The sequence below is a fragment of the Geomonas limicola genome, from assembly GCF_014193675.1.
GTDB lineage: Bacteria > Desulfobacterota > Desulfuromonadia > Geobacterales > Geobacteraceae > Geomonas > Geomonas limicola.
Window position 1 is genome coordinate 182,347 of the sequence record NZ_BLXZ01000006.1, and the last position, 18,526, is coordinate 200,872.

Below are 18,526 nucleotides of genomic sequence, written 5' to 3' on the forward strand. Positions count from 1 at the left end.
AAAACGTTTTTTGTAAATTTTATCATCGACGCAGTACTTCGATACGCCGATAACGATAAGACTAAACCATCCGTGAGGGTGGGGCGGAAAGCCTAGGGTCTTGTAGTCAAGACAGCCGGGATGCCGAATATCATCACTGATATAACGCACCCGGCTTTTTCGTGTCCGCACGACTCGAAAAAGCCGGCACCGCACCCCCATGGAGAGGTTCCTCCCGACCGCCGGCCGGCAACGGCACGGCACCACCTGATACCTCCCCACAACAGAACTGCAAGAACTTCGGCCACCTCGAGCTTATGCTGCCCGAGTCAGCCACAAGAATCGTGAACGACGCGTTGATGCGCCGCATCTGGATGCAGCCACTCTCGCTTTAGGCATACGTAGCCTGACCTTCTTGTAGAAAAGAGACCACAGTTATTGAGGAGGAATCACCGGCATGAAACTACCCAAACAGCAGGACGCGCGGAGCCGTTACTTTGGTAAAGAGGTCGCAGCCGCTGCGCTGACTACTGCGGCTACGCTCCTATTCCTCGGTTCAGCATTCCTGGTTGCACCTTCATCGGCTCAGTCCAAAGAAATTCAGTACCTGGCGCAGGAACCGGCCAACCCCACCATCCTCCAGGTTTATTACAACACCCAGGACAAGCGCGAATATATCTACAACGGCCAGGAGTGGGTCCCGCACGATGCGAGCATCGACAGCTACGTGCTGAAGAAATACAAAAAGCCCAACGTCGCTCGTAGCAACGGTACGACGGCAAACGGCACCGCGGCTGAATCTCGGTAAGGAGTGGGTAAATGAAAAAACTGCTTTTGTCACTTTGTTCTGCAACGCTCATCGTGGCAGCTCTCAGCTCTGCCGGCCGTGCCAATAACTACTGCCTCGACGCCAAGAACAACGACCTCTGTCCCGACGTGATGCACACCAAGCACCAGTCGTTTATGAACGACTGCAAGGCGTGCCACAACCTTTCCTCGTCCTTCATGGCATCCGGCGCTTTCTTCAAGGACAGCTCGAAGGGGGCGTTCCAGCCCGGCGGACCGACCCCGGTGTTCACCCCCTCGGGCAACTGGAGCTCGCCGCAGACCAACAACCCGGCCACGTGCACGAACATCGCCTGCCACAACGTCCCCCCCGGTACCTACACCTACTATATCTGGGACTATGGTCTCAATGCTTCGGTCCCTGTCACCATTAATTACGGCGGGATGAGCAACGCCACGGCGGTATGGCAGGATAACCCGGCAACCAATTGCAACAGCTGCCACGGCAACCCCCCTAACAACGGGAACTGGCACAGCGGTTCTCATGGCGGCGGAGACAACTGCGACCTGTGTCACCCCGACGCGAAGTCGAACATGTCACCGGATGGGACTACCATCATCTCGAATTACATTACCGCGCCGAGTCAGCACATGAACGGTACGATCGACGTCGCAGCCAAGTTCACGTCGAAATGTTTCGGATGCCATTGATAGGTGTCTTTGCACTACTCTACGCATAAGCGGTTTGGGAGCCAGATAATGAAAAGACTGTTGTTTATAACACTCTGCATTGGTGTACTTGGCATACTGACAAGTATCAATGTCGGCGCAGTGGACGCTCCGCACGTAAGTTCCTGCATAACGTGTCATAACTCGACGGCACCAGCGGACAGTAACGTCATCAACGGTAACTGTCTCACCTGCCACAGCACAACTGGCTCCTCGGTATATAAATTCTCCGCTACCGATCAGGTGAACACCTCGCATCGTTGGACGGGGAGTGTCAGCAATCCCGGTGCCGGTGCCCAGGCCCCGGCCGATGGTGCGATGGTTCAGGGACAGGACTATTCCGGGTCCCAGCTTGCCTGCACCAACTGTCATAACCCGCACGTGAACAAGAACACCCGGTACCTGCGCGTTGCCAACGACACCGACCAGATGTGCTTCGACTGCCACCGGTCGCGTGTGACCAGTGTCGCAGCAACCGGGAGCCACCCGGTTCTGGTCGGCTACAGTTCGGCAGCCAAGGCCGCCCCCGCCAAATTCGTCGGCACGACACCGGTAAACGCCAATCCCAACAACCCGACCTCCGATCTCGGCAGCAAGATGAGTGCAGATGGCAAGGTGATCTGCTCGACCTGCCACCGGGTGCATTCCGCGGATTCGCGCAGCTCCAACTACGTCAACGGCTTTAAAAACCTCAGTACCGGGGACGGCAACCTGTTGCGCACCAACCCGCGCGGAGCAACCGTCGCGGTCGGAACGCCCGACCAGATAAACCTCTGCACCAACTGCCACGCCGGCAAGACGAACCATAATGGCATCGGCCAGGACATCCAGTGCATCGACTGTCACGGTGCCCACGTGGACTACGATCCCAACGACCCGACTGGGTCACTGGGGCCGAACATCAAGCTGATCCGGAGAAACCTGCCGGGGAAAAGCAAACAGGTATTCTTCCGCTACACCGGCAGCCGCATGGAGTACAAAAACGCAGCCGGTACCGGTGTCTGCGAAGGATGCCACACCCCGCCTGCTTCCATCGCGGAACACGCAAGCACCGACCCCACGGTGTGCAAAAGGTGCCATACCCACAATAGCCCCAAAGGATCCTTTACGGCATCGTGCGATACCTGCCACGGCAATCCGCCGACGGTCACCAAGTGGTTTGATCCGGGGACGGTGCACCCCAACTACACCAACTGCAGCATGTGCCACAACATGGATCCGACCGTGCATCAAAACGGCGTGCTCGACGTGTACAAAACCTGCAACGGCTGCCACGGTTTCCCGCCGGCCTATGCAAACGGCAACCCCAAGGTGAACAGCCATGGCAGCCACAGCTACAGCTGCGACAAATGCCATGCCGTCACCACTTCGAACGGGACCACCATTACCAACGCAGCCACCCACATGAACGGCACCTACGACCTCTCCGCCGGGACGGGTGTTTCCTTCACCTATCAGTACGCAGCCACCGGCGGCACCTGCTCCAACGTGAGCTGCCACTCCGGTAACGGCATCATCGCGAACGTCGCCGCCGTCAAGTGGGGAACCTCGCTTGGGTGCAACGGCTGCCATGGCGACTCTGCGAGCCTGGCGACCTACGCCCACGCCAAGCACGTGAATCCCACGACCGGCAGGGGGTACGCCTGCGCTGCCTGCCATGGAGCAACCGTCTCCGGCTCGGGCACCATCGTGAATGCGGCCCTGCACGGTAACGGCGTACGCGACGTGGCGGCCTTCTACAACGCCACGGCCGGGACCTGCGCCACCTCCTGCCACGGCAGCTCCACCCCGAACTGGAAGACTGCCTCGACCGGGGCGTGCGGCACCTGCCACAACGCGCTTTCCACCACCACCGGCGGCCTCATAGCCAGCAACGCACACGGCGCCCACTACAACGCTACATACGGTCCGAAGTTCAATGCCACCTCCGGGAACTCCTGCGCCGCCTGCCACCTCTACACCGGGGAACTCGGCGCAAACCACGCCAACGGCCTGGTCGACCTGAACGCCGGCTTCTCGAAGCTGGGCACCTGCGCCGGCTGCCACAACCAGAGCACCAACTGGGCTGGTGGCAAGGTTTCCTGCGAGAGCTGCCACAGCACTGCCGGCGGGGCACTCTCCGTCATCAACGGGATCACCGCTCCGGACAAGACCCTGGCGCCGACCTCCGGGCACGGCCGGCCCGGAATCGGGCAGGCGTGCACCGGCTGCCACGATGCGGCAAGCGGCCACATCTCCACGGCACTGGGCACCACCAACCGCCTGCTGAGCGCCTATACCGGCGCCCTCAACGTGGAGTGCAACGCCTGCCACCAGAACGCCACCAAGGTAAGTGCCGCGTCCCTGAACATGAACACCCACGTCACCGTGAAGGGTGGGAGCGCCAACATGGCCTGCGCTCTGTGCCATGAGCCGCACGGCACCACTAACCTCTACATGCTCCGCTCGGTCATCAAGGGGACCGCTATCAGCGTCAGTGATCCGATCAATGGCCTCGTGGACAACACCACCAACCTGGGCTTCTGCCAGGTTTGCCACACCCAGACCAACCACTACCGTGCCGGCGTACCGGAGACCGGCCACTACACCTCGGGCTGCCTCAACTGCCACAGCCATAACGCCAGCGCCGGTGCCTTCAAACCGGTGGGCGGCGCCTGCGATTCCTGCCACGGGTATCCTCCCGCACCGAAGATGCCGAAACTGGCCTTCGGGGTTCAGGGAGTCTGGTCCTCTGCACGGTTCGAGGACTACTCCGGCGGTGGCGGCGCGCACCTGGTGGCGGCGCACATCGCGCCGAACGCAAAGCCGTCCGACGGTTTCGCAAACTGCAACATCTGCCACAACGGCGGCAGGACCGGAGCTACCCCGTACCACCAGATGGTCACCCCGGTCTCTACCCACATCTCCAACGTGCACGTGGAAGTAGATCCGAAGTACCGCTTCGGCGACGGGTTCCCGGTCTACACCAGCGCGAAGCTGGTCAACCCGCCTGCTATCAACGCAACGGGAAGCTGCTTCAACACCAGCTGCCATATGGTCAAGACCCCGCGCTGGAGTATCGAGCGCTAAACAGAAGTCGCTGTCTTTGCTGAACGTTTGCATTCCGGTATCGTCAGGACCCGAGAGGCTGCTGCACCTGAGCCTCTCGGGGTAACCTGCCCTGCACTCGCCGGCCCGGTCCATCCCTGCACCTCCCCACGGTTTTTCTAGGGGAGGTGCAGGGTCCTCCTTCTGGCACCCCCGCCAGCCTGACCTCCGCCCGAAGCTACCTGCTCTCAGTGCCTCCCCGAAGATCCCTCTCTGGAAACTCCCCCGTATGTTGCGTGGCGGCTTCCTTGACATGTAACCCTAGTCGGTGTATCCAAGAACGCCTGTCCGCGCTTGAAGGCGACGTCATTCTTCTCTTCGCTGTGACGAATCAGAATTCCCGGGAGCCACTTTGCCATTGGAAAATCGATCGAACAGAGTCGCAATCGGCGCAGCCTGCACACTGCTCATGCTGAACCTGGGGACGGTGTATGCCTGGAGCTTCTTCCAGAAACCGCTCTGCGAGACCTACGGATGGACCAACAGCCAGGTGGTCTGGACCTTCAGCCTTGCCATCACCTTTCTGGGGCTCTCGGCTGCTGCCGGCGGGCTCCTGCTTCCCAAAACCGGCCCCCGGCCCCTGGCGCTTGCCGGGGCTGTCCTCTTCGGCTCGGGATACTTCCTGGCCGCTCTAGCCCTGCGCCTGCACTCGCTGCCGCTTCTGTGGCTCGGCTACGGGGTCATCGGGGGGATCGGGCTGGGGCTTGGCTATGTGACACCGGTTGCCACCATCTCCAAGTGGTTCCCGGACCGCAAGGGACTCGCTACGGGGACCGTCGTGATGGGGTTCGGCTTCGGCGCGCTGCTCATGTCGAAGCTGGTGGCTCCGTTTCTCCTGGCGAGGACGGGGGGGGACCTGGTGTCGGCCTTCACCGCGATGGGCGTTATTTTCCTGGTGCTGTCCCTGGCTTCCGCGGCCTTGGTCCGCAACCCTCCCGCTTCGTGGGTGCCTCCCCAGGTGGCAGCTGAGGCTGCTGCGGAGAGCGACGCCGCTCCGGGGAGTCCGGGAAGCTGCATCGCATCCGGTTCGTTCCTGGTCATGTGGCTCATCTTCTTTTGCAACATCACCGCCGGGATCGCCCTCATCGGGTTCCAGTCCCCTCTGTTCCAGGACGTCTGCGCGAAGCACGACCCGGCGCTTGGCAAGGAGGTACTCGCGGCCTACGGCGGGACCATGATCGCTGCAAGCTCGGTATTCAACGGTATCGGGCGGTTCTTCTGGGGCGCACTCTCGGACAGACTGGGGCGCAGCCGGACCTTCAGCCTGATCCTCGGGTCGCAGGTCGCGGCGTTCGCCCTGCTGCTGCGGGTCACCGAGCCCTGGCTCTTTGCGACCCTGGTTTGCTACGTGCTGCTCTGTTATGGTGGCGGATTCGGGACCATGCCGTCGTTTGTCCTGGACCGGTTCGGGGCGCGGGTCATGCCGGCGGTGTACGGTGCGATCCTCACCGCCTGGTCGGCTGCCGGGATAGCGGGGCCGCAGCTCGTGGCGCTCTTGAAGGACAAATACGCGGGGAGTCCTGGCGTGGCCTCGTCGTACAGCTTCGCTGCCGCAATCGGGCTTCTTGGGGTAGGGTTCGTGCTGTCGTTCTTCGTGACGGAACGACGGAAGGAGTCTGAAAAAACAAGGTAGCCACGGAGCCACCAAGCACACGGAGCAATACAGAGTCCCCTTTTCCTGGCAGCGCCCCTTGCACACGGCAGACAAAATGAGAGACAGGTCGGGGAGAGACTACGGCAAAGGGCTTTAAACCTGCTAGCAAGGGGGAGGTCGCTGAGGAAAAGTGGAAGGGGCAACGACTACATTCGGGGGGAACACCAAGGTGAAGCCTTCGCCGCACGGAGTTCTGAAAAACACCAAAACAACCGACACCCTGGTTCTTGCTCCGTGATCTTGGTGGCTTCGTGGCAACCAAAAAGGATAATCAAGTGATGAAAATCTGGATCGATGCCGACGCCTGCCCGCGGGTCATCAAGGAGATCGTCTTCCGCGCCTCGGAACGCCTCCAGATCCCCGTCGACCTGGTCGCCAACAAGGGGCTCGCCAAACACGAGACGAAACTGATCCGCTCCATCGTGGTCCAGGACGGCTTCGACGTCGCCGACGACTACATCGCCGAACACGCCGCTCCGCAGGACCTGGTCATAACGGCCGACATCCCGCTGGCCGCCAGGGTGGTCGCCAAGGGAGGGGTGGCTCTCGACCCGCGCGGCGAACTCTACTCGGAAGAGAACATCGGCGAACGGCTCGCCATGCGCGACCTGATGACCGAGCTGCGCTCCGGCGGGATGGCACTGGGTGGCCCCGCCCAGTTCAGCCTGACCGACCGGCAGCGTTTCGCTGCGTCGTTTGATCGCCTGATAACGAAACTGCACAAAGGCCTGCGCCCCTGATCCCGGCCACCGAGTACCTTTTCAGGGGAACAACGCCGCGAACTGGGACTCTACCCGCATGGCCACCTTGACGATCTCGGGGTCGAAGTGGTTTCCGGCATTTTCCAGAAGCATCGCTACGGTCTCCCGGTGGCTCATGCCTTTCCGGTAGCAACGATCCGAGCGCAGCGCATCGTACACGTCCGCCACCGCCATGATCCTGGCCGATAGCGGGATGCACCTTCCCACCAGCCCGTCCGGGTACCCGTTGCCATCCCAGCGCTCGTGGTGATAGAGCGCTATCTCGATCCCCATTCCGATGAACAGGTTGTCAGGGTACTCGTTGAACACCGACTGCAGGGTCTCGGCACCTATGGTGGTATGGGTCTGTATGGTCTGGTACTCTTCGCTGGTCAAGGCACCGCGTTTCTGCAGGATGGAGTCCGGAATGGCGATCTTGCCGATGTCGTGCAGCGGTGCCGCATGGTGGATGCAGGTGACAAAATCGTCGGTGACATGGTTGGTGTACGCAGAGTCCTTCGCCAACTCCAAGGCCAGCAGCCGGCACAACTCCCGCACCCTCTCGAGGTGGTGCCCCGTCGACTCGTCGCGATACTCTGCCAGTTTCGCCATGGCGAAAATGGTCGCGGCCTGGGCTTCGAAGAGGTTTCTCACCACCCGTTCCGCGTTTTTCTGGATCTCCAGGCTTTCGTGCAGTGCGCTTATCTTCAGGTGGGTCCCGACGCGGGCCAGTACCTCCTCGTTGCAAAACGGCTTGGCGATATAATCCACTCCCCCCGCATCGAACCCCTGGACCACCGCCGTGGCGTCGTCGAGTCCGCTGATAAAGAGGACCGGAATGGACTTCACATAGTTGTGTGTTTTGAGTCTCCTGCAAAGGTCGAAGCCGTTTTCACCGGGTAACACGACGTCAAGCAGGATCAGGTCGGGTGACCACTGCTGGGCGGTTGTCAGCACCTCCGACGCGTCGTGCAGGCACCTGGTCTGGTAGCCTTGCGACTCGAGGATGAACTGCAGCATGCAGGCCGTCAATGGCTCGTCATCCACCACGAGAATCTTGCGGCTGGCATTTGCGTTTGTTCCAGATTGCTCCATCGGTATCCCCACGGCACATTCGGGCGCCAGGCGAGGTTAACTGCACAGCTTCCCCGGTGTGCGTCGCCCGGTAACCTGCTCCTCTTGCTTTATCGGAGTTTCTCCTGCAAGGATAAGAAAAATTACTCCAGCGGTGGGGAGCCCGCCTCGCCGGTGTCGCGTCCCCCGCCAGTTCGGCGTCCCCTCCGCCAGAACGGTCCCCTAGCAGGGGAGGTCCAGCACCTCGCGCACCTTGCTCGCCAGGGTCGGCAGGAGAAAGGGTTTCTGCAGGAAATGGATCCGCTCCTGGAGGACTCCGTGGTTGGCGATGACGTCGGCGGTGTAGCCGGACATGAACAGGCACCTAAGCCCCGGGTGCTTCGCCTTGAGCTGCTCGGCCAGCTCCTTGCCATTCATCCCCGGCATGATGACGTCGGTCAGCAACAGGTCGATCGGTTTGCCGTAGGCGCCTGCCATCTGGATCGCCTCGTCGGGTGCCCCGGAGGCCAGGACCTGGTACCCCTGGTTCTTCAACAGCGCACAGGTTATCCCCAACATGCCGCGTTCATCCTCGACGAGCAGGATGGTCTCGCTCCCCGTGGGTAACGCATGATTCCCCTCCTGTCGTGGCGGCCCTGCGCCAGCCCCGCGGTGCCGGGGGATGCCGATGGTGAAGATGGCTCCCTGGCCGGCCTCGCTGCGGACCGTGATGAAACCGCGGTTCTGCTTGACGATCCCGTAGATGGTCGCGAGCCCCAGGCCGGTCCCCTCTCCGATACCCTTCGTGGTGTAGAAGGGCTCGAAGATGTGGGGGAGGGTCTCCTGGCCCATTCCGCATCCGTTGTCGCTCACCGAAACCCAGACGTATTCTCCCAGTTCCGCTTCGGGATGGTTCACCAGGTAGTCGGCATCCGCCACGACGGTACCGGTCTGGATGACGATCCGGCCGGTCCCCGTGATGGCGTCCCGGGCGTTGACGCAGAGGTTCGCCATGATCTGGTCCACCTGCGAGGGGTCCATGAGGACCGGCCACATCCTGGTCGCCGGCTCGAAGATAAGCTGGATGTCCTCCCCGATGAGCCGCTGCAACATCTTGAGCATGTTGGCGATGGCGTCGTCGATGTCGATGATCCTGGGCTCGATGGCCTGCCTGCGGGCGAAGGCCAAGAGCTGCCGGGTAAGCTCGGCGGAGCGCTCGGCCGCGGCATTGATCGCCTCCAGGTGGTCGTGGCAGGGGTGACCGGGAGCCGTCTCCATGAGCCCGAGTGCGGCGTGCCCGATGATGACGCCGAGCATGTTGTTGAAGTCATGGGCAACGCCCCCTGCCAGCCGCCCCACGGATTCCATCTTCTGGGCCTGCTGCAGCTGCTTCTCGAGGTTGATGCGCTCATCCTCCGACCACCTGCGGATCAGGGCCGCGCCGATATAGGCGGCTATCCCCTCCAGGTGCTGGATCACCTCGACGCTGAAGCGATCGCTGCGGCGATCGTTGCACTGGATCAAGCCGACGATCCGGTCCTTGTAGCGGATGGGAATCAGCGCGGTCGACGCGTAACCTTGGCGGATGCACTCGGTACGCGGACGGTGGCGGGGATCCTGGTCGGGGGACAGGCGCAGCAAAAGCGAGGAATCGTTGGTCCAGAAGCTGCCGGCGGGGGTGGAGAGCGGGTGTCCCTTCGGGACGTGCCCGGAAAGCACCAGCCCGCAGGCACACTCGAGACGGACCCTGCCATGTTCGTCGCGGCAGCTCTCACCGTTGGGATTGCGCTCGATGAGGGTGTTTTCCTTGATCAGGAAATCCCGGGGGAACCCAAGTTGTACGTGGTAGGGAAAGTCATCTCCCTCCTGAAGCCTGACCCCCACGGCGTCGAGATCCATGTGCCCCTGAATCAGGTGGGCAACCTCTGCCAGGGAACCCTTGAGGTCCTGGGGCTCGTTGAGCACCAGCAGGACCTGCTTGACGAGTTCGCGCTGGACCTCGGTCTGCTTGCGCTCGGTTATGTTGTGGTCCATGCCCCGGTAGCCGCAGAAGCGCCCCTGGCTGTCAAAGAAGGGGACCCCGCTGGTCTCCAGCACCACCAGCCGGCCATCCTTGCGCCGGTTGGTGTTTTCCAGGCGGAAAAACGGTTCCTGCCGGGCGGCGATAGCGGCGAAAATCGCCCCGATGCGCTTCGCTTCGGCGTCGGGCATCAGGTCGAACGGGGTCTTCCCCACGACCTCCTCGGGACCGTAGCCCAAAAGATCGAGGACCTGGGGACTCGCGTAGGTGTAGACGGCGTTGGCATTCACCTCCCAGATCCAGTTATGGGAGGAGGCGATCAGCTGCTCGTGGCGCTCCTCTTTTTCCCGGAGGGTCTGGTAGGTACGCTCGAAGTAGATGAGCACCAATCCCATGGCGATGCTGGTGGCCAGGATGCTGCCGATGATGAATCCCCAAGGGGCAAACCACTCGATGGGGCGCAGGATAGGGTAATCGGCCTGATGGATTCCCCAGAGGACGAACAGCCACCCGGTTATCCGGCTGGTCGGCCGCCTGGGCAGACTCTTCAGGAACTGCATCCCGGTGTGGATGTAGGTGTAGGAGAGAAAGGCGAAGATGGGGACGACCACGTAGGGTGCCGGCAGGCGCAGCGTGGGGGCGAGCACCGTCCAGCTCCCGATGACCAGGCCGATGAGGGTCTCCAGCCTGCCGACCGGCTTGCCAATGAAGATGCGGGTGCCTGTCAGCAGCAAAACGGCGCTTACGATGATGCAGAGGTAGTTGATGTCCCTGAGGAAAAGGTGTTCGGGCCAGATCACCGACGCAATGAGAAAGAGGTACCTGCAGGTGTGTACCCCCCAGGCATAGGCCCAGAACTTCATGAACCGTTCCCGGTAGGTGAGGTAGAGATACAGGTTGACGACTGCCAGGACGAACACGGAACTGGCCGTCGCGGCGCCTGCTATGATGATCCAGGACATGCTCTCTCCGGTCGGTGAGGCATTTCACCACAAAATGATAGAGATCGGCGCCGTCGTGCGCGCCGCCCCGATGACAAAGGCGAGGGTGCCCAGTATACGTATCGACACCGTGGAGGATTTCATGAGAATTAAAGGGAGGGGACGGGGGACGACGGTGCTGCTGAGCCGGCTCAACTTCTTGGCGAGAGGGCTCGGAGGGAAAGGGGAGGGCGAGGTACGCCCCGCAGGCCCTGCGGGACGCCCCTGCCAGGTGGGGGAGGTTCCTTCGGGAGACGCGCTGCACGCCGTAGGGTCCAGCGCGTCCTTGCGGTGGTTAGTTGCTCAGGTCAGCTGTCCCATCTCGAAGCCGCGGTCCAAAAGGAGCACCTCGACGCTCTCGCCAGCAGCGTAGCGCGACTCTGGCGGCAGCTTGATGAGACCGTTACCCAGGATGAGGGAGGAGAGTCGTCCGGAACTCTGGTCGCCGGTGCTCGAGACCCGGTAGCCTTCCCCGGCCCGGGAAACCAGGCCGCGCACCAGGTGCGGGCGCCCCCCCTTGTTGGCCACCGGCTCGCACAGCTCGGCCTTAACCACGGGCCTCAGGATGTTCCGGTGTCCCATCGCCTTCAAAAGCGAGGGGCGCACGAAGAGTTCGAAAGAGACCATGGCCGCCACCGGGTTCCCGGGGAGGGCGAAGACCGGTTTCCCCTCGAGCGTGGCGAAGGCAAGCGGCTTGCCCGGTTTCATGTTCACCTTCCAGAAGGTGATCTCTCCTCCCAGGCTCTCGATGGCCGCTTTCACGAAGTCCCGGTCTCCTACCGATACCCCGCCCGTAATCACGACGAAGTCGGCGTTGAGTCCCGCGAGGATCTTCTCCTTGGTCGACTCCAGGGTGTCTGCCGCGATCCCCAAGAGGAGCGGTTCGCCACCTGCGTCGATCACCTGGGCCGCCAGGCTGTAGCTGTTGGAGTTGATGAGCTTGCCGGGAGCGGGGGTGGAGCCGGGTTCCAAGAGTTCGTCGCCGGTGGAGAGGATGGCGACCCGGGCCCGGCGGTACACGGCAAGCGAGGTGCACCCCATGGCGGAGAGCATCCCGATCTCCTGGGGACGCAGGAGCGACCCGGCCGGAATGACCACCTCACCCTCGCGGATGTCCTCGCCGCGCAGCCTTACGTGGTTTCCCGCCTTCACCGCCTTGAGGCGGATCCAGTCCTGGTGATCCTCGACGTCCTCGATGGGGACCACGGTGTCGCAACCCGGCGGAAGCGGCGCCCCGGTCATGATCTTCACCGCCTCGCCCGGCAGAAGCGGTGCGGTGCGCACCTCGCCGGCTGCCAGGAAGCCGACCACGTCGAGGCGGTTGTCGGTGAGCCCGGCGTAGTCGAAGGTGAAACCATCCATCGCCGAGTTGTCGGCGGGGGGGATGTCCCACGGGGCGATGTGGTCCTCGGGGGTTACCCGGTTGAGCCCCTGGAAAACCGAGACCTTCTCGGTCTGCAGCGGGGTTATCTCTTGCAGTATGGCGCGCTGCGCCTCTTCGATGCTGACCATGTAGGGCTCTCCTTTGAGCGAATCGGGCAAGAAAAGATACTCCCGGGGACGGGCCTTGGCAAGGGGGAATCCCCGGAGACGCGACCGTGGTGGTGGCCGAGTTCCGTCACCTTACGGCCGTCACCTTCTATTGCCAGTGATGCGAACCAAGGTCGACTCGTTTATGAAGGTTCTTCCGGGATTTTCGGGAAGCTGTCCAACTGGGTCCCCTCTCCCCCTGCGGGAGAGGGGCGGGAGGTTCGGGGCCGAACTTTCCTTACCTTGAGGCCAGGACGGCGGCGTCCTCGTCCTGCTCGGACGGGCGGGGGACCATGACGAGGGAGCGGGGGGTGGTGGGGCAGATTTCGACGCAGACTGCGCAGCCGTTGCAGAGTTCGGCATCGATCCGGAGCCCCTGGCCGATCACCAGCGAGATCGCCTGCCGCTCGCAACGCTCGAGGCAGCTCAGGCACCCGCAGCTCGCCGCGAAGCACTCGCTGCCCTGCGGCGCGGCCACCAGGTGCGCCCCGCGCTCCAGCGCCGGCTCCTCGGGCTCCCGCTTGGGAAGCTCTCCGGTGCTTGCCTGAAGCGCACCGGCCAGGTCGAGGGCGGCCCGACCGAGCGAGGCCGCCCCCTGACGCAGGAACTCTTTACGGGTAAGAGTCATGGTGGTTCGTCACTTCTTTACTTTGCCTTTGAGGGTGGCCGGAGTGCCCAGGTCGCTGCGCACGTGGCACGAGGTGCAGTAGACGCGCACCGGGTGCGGGCAGAGCGGGGCCTTGGACGCGCCGGAGAGGTCGAGGTGGCAGGTAAGGCAGCTCTCTCCTTTTGCGTTGTCCACGATCTTATGCGGAATCACCGGCGGGTTGCCTTCCGCGAACTGGGCCTGGGCGTCGAAATCGGCCGGTTGAGCGGCAAGCGCGGCCGAGGCACCCGGGGCGATAAGGGCGAGCGCCGCCAGGGCGACGAGCACGTTCTTCATCTGTTACCTCCTTAAGGTTGCGCGACGTACGCTAGCGTGCCTTTTCGACCTTCACCGCGCACTTCTTGTAGTCCGGCTCGCCGGAGATGGGGCAGTAGGCGTCCAGGCAGAGCTCGTTGATGAGCTTGTTTTCGTCGAAGAAGGCGACGAAGACGTTGCCGTGCTCGGCCTTGCCGCGGCCGTTCAGGTCCGCTGCCAGTACCACGCTGCCGCGGCGCGAGCTGACCCGTACCAGGTCCCCCTGCTTGATTCCCAGCTTCTTCGCGTCGTCCGGGTTGATCTCGCAGACCGCCTCGGGATAGGCGCGCTTCAATTCCGGGACCCGGCCGGTCATGGTGCCGGTGTGCCAGTGCTCCAGGACTCGTCCGGTACAGAGCCAGAACGGATAGTGCTGGTCGGGCTGCTCGGGGGCCGGCTCGTAGGGGCGTGCCCAGATCACCGCGCGATAGTGGTCCGGCTTGTTCTTGTAGAACTTGACCCCTTCACCGGCCTTCACGTAGGGGTCGTACCCCTCGACGTAGCGGTAGCGGGTCTCCTGGCCGTTCACGACCGGCCAGCGCAGGCCGCGCGACTCGACGTAGGCGTCGTACGGGGCGAGATCCTTTCCCTGACCATCGCCGAACTTGCGGTACTCCTCCCAGATCTCCCGCTGCGGGTGCTGGTAGGGGAAGAGCGAGCCGTAACCCAGGCGCCGGGCGAGCTCCATGGTCTGCCACAGGTCGTCCTTCGCCTCGCCGGGGGCGTCCACCATCTTGAACCACTGGTGGGTGCGGCGCTCGGCGTTGCCGAACATCCCCTCCTTCTCGACCCAACTCGCCGAGGGGAGCACCACGTCGGCCTGCTCGGTGGAGCGGGTCGGGTACATGTCCGAGACAATGACGAAGCGACCTTCCCCCTTGCGCGCCCCTTTCCGGTAGCGGTTCAGGTTGGGAAGCGACTGGAAGGGGTTCGTCACCTGGCTCCAGATCACCTTGATGTCGCCGCGGTCCAGGGCACGGAACATCTCCGTGGCGTTGTAGGTCGGCTTGGCCGGGATCTTCTTGGGATCGATCCCCCAGATCTTGGCGGTCTTTTCGCGGTGCTCGGGGTTCATGACCACCATGTCGGCGGGGAGCCGGTGCGTGAAGGTCCCCACCTCGCGGGTGGTGCCGCAGGCCGAGGGCTGGCCGGTGAGCGACATGGGGTTCTCGCCGGGGCGGCAGATCTTCCCGGTCAGCAGGTGGACGTTGTAGGCCAGGTTGTTAACCCAGGTGCCGCGGGTGTGCTGGTTGAAGCCCATGGTCCAAAGGGTGGTCACCTTGCGGTTCTTGTCGGCGTAGAGATGCGCCATCTCGACGATGGTCTCGGCAGGTACGCCGGAGAGCGCGGCGACCTTCTCGGGGGTGTAGGCCTTGAGCGATTCGCGGTACTCCTCGAAGCTGATCCCCTTGGGCTCGTCGGCGAATTTGAACTTGTCCTCGAGGCCGTAGCCGATGTTCTCCTTCCCCTTCTTGAAGACCACGTGCTCCTTGATGAAGGCCTCGTCGTGCAGCCCGTCGCGGATGATGACGTAGGCGATGGCGTTCAAAAGCGCCAGGTCGGTCTGCGGCTTGAACTTGACGTAGCGGTCCGCCATGAGCGAGGTGCGGGTGCGGCGGGTGGCGAAATCGATGATCTTCACGTCCGGGTTGCTGAGCCGGTTGGTGAGCAGGCGCGAGAAGAGGATGGGGTGGCACTCGGCCATGTTGGCGCCCCACAGGAAGTAGGTGTCGCCCAGGTCAAGGTCGTCGTAGCACCCCATCGGCTCGTCGCTCGCAAACGTGGTCATGAAGCCGGTCACCGCGGATGCCATGCACAGGCGCGCGTTCACCTCGATGTTGTTGGTGCCGATCCCCCCCTTGAAGAGTTTGCTGGCGGCGTACCCCTCGAAGATGGTCCACTGCCCCGAGCCGTAGATGGCGACGGAATCCGGGCCGTACTTCTCGATGGACTCCTTGAACTTGGAGGCGATGAGGGTCATGGCCTCGTCCCAGGTGGCCGGGGTGAGTTTGCCGTCCTTGCGGATGAGCGGCGTAGTGAGGCGGTCCTGTCCGTTGAGGACCTTGGAGAGGAAGTACCCCTTGACGCAGTTGAGCCCCTTGTTGACCGGAGCCTGCGGGTCACCCTTGATGGCGACCACCTTGCCGTCGCGCACCCCCACGAGTACGCCGCAGCCGGTGCCGCAGAAGCGGCAGGGTGCCTTGCCCCAGGTAAGGCCACCTTCGGCCGCCTCGGCCGCTCCCGGTTTCAGCGGGTTAAGACCTTTGCCGCCCACCGCGGCAAACGCGGCTGCTGCGGCACTCGCCTTGATAAAATTTCGTCTGCTTACATCCATTTCGCACCCTCCTCGAAAGTGGCGACGCTAAAAAAGGCCGGGCCCGTAAGGCCGGTCCTGATATCACGGGGATTACTGCTCCAGGTCTTCGAAATTGTGGTAGGCCAGGCGTACCGTGGCAACGCCTGAGATCTCGTGCATGCGGGTCACCAGGCTCACCTCCGCATCGACGCTCTCCGCTTCGAGTACGGCAACGATCTGGCCGTCGGGGAGCACACCGTGCACCTCTACCCCGTCAAACGAGGCAAGTTCACCGACGACTGAATCACTGTGCCCCGGTGCACACGTAACGACGACACCCGAAATTGGCATAGCTGCTCCTGTTCTTGCTACTGTTTTAGGTTCATCCTTTTGAAGGATACTGCAGATACTGTGTCTGACAATGCTGCGAACTCTGAAACTGTGACAGATACTTCTGACATCCTGAGGGGTTAGCAGTGTAAGGCGGCACGCAGAGACCACCGACTGACACAATCCGCTACTTGCTTCAAGAAAACTTTGACGAAAGTCAAAAAAGAGCGGTTAAAGGGGCACGGCGTTTAACCACAGGGGCGCTAAGGGGAGCGCCGAGGAATACCCGGGAAGGCAAAAGACCTGATGTCTGCCACGGAGCCACCAAGGGCACGGAGAAAACCTGCAGATCTGGAGCGACCCACGGTTCCACGAGGCAGAGCACCGCACCTTTGGAAACCGGTACGGCCCCGAACCTTGTCACCTCCGAGCGAACCAGTCGCCAGGTTCGCTCCTCGCCTGCGATTGCCTGGGGGCCAGCGTTATGACAGACCGTCTTATTCCGCGGGCAGGGAGGCTGCATCGTAGACAGTCGATCCTGCCCCCAGCGGGCTCTTCTCATTATCGGCACTTTCATGCTATATCGGAGAAGAGTTTTCACCGTTTTCTGTCCTTCCCTTGTCCCGAGGTCACGATGCCGCGCATTTTCACTCTGTGTCTATTTGTCGTACTGGTCATGGCCGCCCCGCTTTTTGCTGCCGCGGTAGGAGGAGGTCCCCAGCGTGTGGTAGATCGGGAGCGGCGCTTCCTGCTGCAGACTATCGACGATCTGGCTACTTCCCGAAAGCTCGCGGAAGAGGATCTCGGGGACCTGGTCCGACAAAAGGACGCCATCAACATCTTGGAGCCGGATCGTGGCGAGGCGCTCAGGGATCTTCTCGACTGGACCACCCGCTATCTCGACTTCATCACCGGCGAGGAGGCGCTGATTCAGGAGGACTATGCGCGCGTCTCGGCCCGCGGCGCGAAGAAGGAACTCCAGGTCGGCTACTTCATGGAACTGGCGGCGACCACGGAAAGCATGGCGCAGGAGCTGAGAGACAGGGTTGCCGGCTTCGAGGCGGTGCGCAAGCAGCTTGCGCTGAACGTGGAGCGGCAGCGGGTGCTGCAGGCGGAGATCTTCGACCTGAGGAGTCGGCTGGGGTGGCTAAGATCGCGCGATAACGACCCGGGGCGGCCCCGGGAGGAGAGAAGGAACGAGGCGCGCCTGGAGCGCAAGATCGGCTCCCTGCAGTCCGAACTGGCGACCCTGCCCAACGTGGATCCGGAAGTGCTGCAGTACTACACGGTGCTGGTCGAGCAGGGGAGGTGGCAGGGCGAGTGGCTTGCACTGAAGGTAGAGGAGTATCGGGCGCTGCGGGCTCTGGCCGAGTCAGTTCCCTATGGCGAGCCGCGCGACCTGGAGGAGTTGGGGCAGGCCTACAGGCGGCTAAGCCGCACCTACCAGGGCGAAATCAGCCGGCTGAACCGAAGGATCGATGAATTGGATCGCAAGCGTGAAGCAGTGAATCCCTCGGGAACCCCGGGTGAACTGGACCGGGCCAGGAACCTGATAGACCTCTACGAGCGCCTGCACCAACGGTACGACCGTCGCGTCCGTGAGTTGAAGGGGCTCGTGGGTGCCTGCGACGCCGAATTGAGCGAGCTGCATTCGCTGCAGCGCTGAATCGGGAAGCCCCGTCTTCCGGTGCTCGCCCCCCACTCAGGTAACGATCTTCCCCTAATCAAGCTCTTCCCAAAAGGCTTGGCCGCTTCGGTCAGGCCTTTTTTTGTGTCTGTTATGCAGAATACCCACCGGGTGCTTCATTCGTGCAAAGTCGATTATCCAACTTTCCTGGTTGCAGATAGATTGGTTCGTGTTAATCTCGTGCGCATGGTTTTGTAAGCCTTCTTGGGTGGCAGGCGCTGGGGACGTGCGTCTGTCTTGCGACAAGCATTGGAGGAGTGATGAGAGCGTTTACCGTATGCCTGGTTTTTGTGGTGCTCCTTATTGCTGTGCCAGTTGTCGCTGTCATGGATGGCGACATATTCTATTCTAAATTTCGTAGTGCGGTTTTACAGTCACAGATCAAAACTGTAGTAGCTGTAGCACGGTTTCCATTCGAGGTGAGAGGGACTGATGACAATGTGAGGCACTATGATGAAAGTGGTTTCAGAAAAATATTTGGAGAGCTCCTAGCTCAGAAAGAACTTGTGTTAACGAAGGGCCAGGTTGTGGAACTCACAATGTATGAAGTTTTAAAGGAAAAAGAAAACTTGGCCGCTCATGATTATTTGAATAAGGACTTTATCAGGGTCGGTGATTTCGAGTTCCAACTTTTGGACGGCAAATGGAGGTTCACAGGAGCATACCTCAACTAGGCAATGCCCATTTCGTGGCC

At 62.0% G+C, this 18,526-nt stretch carries 14 protein-coding genes and 1 riboswitch; of the genes, 7 read left to right on the forward strand and 7 right to left on the reverse strand.

Annotation, left to right across the window (positions count from 1 at the left end; all coding sequences use genetic code 11):
- Positions 1-50 precede the first annotated feature (50 nt).
- Positions 51-128, forward strand: a riboswitch (cyclic di-GMP riboswitch).
- Between the two features lie 308 nt (positions 129-436).
- From H7688_RS15515 to H7688_RS15535, 5 genes are all read left to right on the forward strand, one after another.
- Positions 437-787, forward strand: a complete 351-nt coding sequence (locus H7688_RS15515; RefSeq protein ID WP_183362085.1) for a hypothetical protein — start codon at positions 437-439, stop codon at positions 785-787.
- Positions 788-798: 11 nt separating this feature from the next.
- Positions 799-1,476, forward strand: coding sequence for a hypothetical protein (locus H7688_RS15520; RefSeq protein WP_183362086.1), 678 nt, complete (start codon positions 799-801; stop codon positions 1,474-1,476).
- A gap of 48 nt (positions 1,477-1,524) precedes the next feature.
- On the forward strand, positions 1,525-4,563 hold the full coding sequence (locus H7688_RS15525) for a CxxxxCH/CxxCH domain c-type cytochrome (RefSeq protein WP_183362087.1): 3,039 nt from the start codon (positions 1,525-1,527) through the stop codon (positions 4,561-4,563).
- A gap of 376 nt (positions 4,564-4,939) precedes the next feature.
- Positions 4,940-6,214: an L-lactate MFS transporter gene (locus H7688_RS15530; RefSeq protein ID WP_443093457.1), complete on the forward strand. Its 1,275-nt coding sequence runs from the start codon at positions 4,940-4,942 to the stop codon at positions 6,212-6,214.
- A gap of 299 nt (positions 6,215-6,513) precedes the next feature.
- Complete coding sequence (locus H7688_RS15535) at positions 6,514-6,975, forward strand: YaiI/YqxD family protein (RefSeq protein ID WP_183362089.1); 462 nt, start codon at positions 6,514-6,516, stop codon at positions 6,973-6,975.
- A 21-nt stretch (positions 6,976-6,996) separates the two neighbouring features.
- On the opposite strand, the gene H7688_RS15540 is transcribed toward H7688_RS15535, so the two are convergent.
- The 7 genes from H7688_RS15540 to H7688_RS15570 all read right to left on the reverse strand — a co-directional run bounded on the left by H7688_RS15540 (position 6,997) and on the right by H7688_RS15570 (position 16,166).
- Positions 6,997-8,070 (reverse strand): HD domain-containing phosphohydrolase, encoded by a 1,074-nt coding sequence (locus H7688_RS15540; protein ID WP_183362090.1) that lies wholly within the window; start codon positions 8,068-8,070, stop codon positions 6,997-6,999.
- Between the two features lie 201 nt (positions 8,071-8,271).
- Positions 8,272-11,010: a PAS domain S-box protein gene (locus tag H7688_RS15545; RefSeq protein WP_183362091.1), complete on the reverse strand. Its 2,739-nt coding sequence runs from the start codon at positions 11,008-11,010 to the stop codon at positions 8,272-8,274.
- A gap of 321 nt (positions 11,011-11,331) precedes the next feature.
- A complete protein-coding gene (locus H7688_RS15550) occupies positions 11,332-12,540 on the reverse strand; it encodes a molybdopterin molybdotransferase MoeA (protein WP_183362092.1) in 1,209 nt (402 codons plus the stop codon).
- Positions 12,541-12,796: 256 nt separating this feature from the next.
- On the reverse strand, positions 12,797-13,186 hold the full coding sequence (locus tag H7688_RS15555) for a 4Fe-4S binding protein (RefSeq protein ID WP_183362093.1): 390 nt from the start codon (positions 13,184-13,186) through the stop codon (positions 12,797-12,799).
- A gap of 9 nt (positions 13,187-13,195) precedes the next feature.
- Positions 13,196-13,501 carry a hypothetical protein gene (locus H7688_RS15560; protein WP_183362094.1) on the reverse strand — a complete coding sequence of 102 codons (306 nt, stop codon included), beginning with the start codon at positions 13,499-13,501 and terminating at the stop codon, positions 13,196-13,198.
- A 31-nt stretch (positions 13,502-13,532) separates the two neighbouring features.
- The gene (locus H7688_RS15565; RefSeq protein ID WP_183362095.1) at positions 13,533-15,854 is read right to left on the reverse strand and encodes a molybdopterin-dependent oxidoreductase; all 2,322 of its coding nucleotides are present in this window, start codon (positions 15,852-15,854) and stop codon (positions 13,533-13,535) included.
- A 72-nt stretch (positions 15,855-15,926) separates the two neighbouring features.
- On the reverse strand, positions 15,927-16,166 hold the full coding sequence (locus H7688_RS15570; RefSeq protein WP_183362096.1) for a chaperone NapD: 240 nt from the start codon (positions 16,164-16,166) through the stop codon (positions 15,927-15,929).
- A 613-nt stretch (positions 16,167-16,779) separates the two neighbouring features.
- Between H7688_RS15570 and H7688_RS15575 the strand changes: the two genes are divergently transcribed.
- Complete coding sequence (locus H7688_RS15575) at positions 16,780-17,811, forward strand: hypothetical protein (protein WP_183362097.1); 1,032 nt, start codon at positions 16,780-16,782, stop codon at positions 17,809-17,811.
- A 281-nt stretch (positions 17,812-18,092) separates the two neighbouring features.
- Positions 18,093-18,506 carry a hypothetical protein gene (locus tag H7688_RS15580; protein ID WP_183362098.1) on the forward strand — a complete coding sequence of 138 codons (414 nt, stop codon included), beginning with the start codon at positions 18,093-18,095 and terminating at the stop codon, positions 18,504-18,506.
- Positions 18,507-18,526 lie beyond the last annotated feature (20 nt).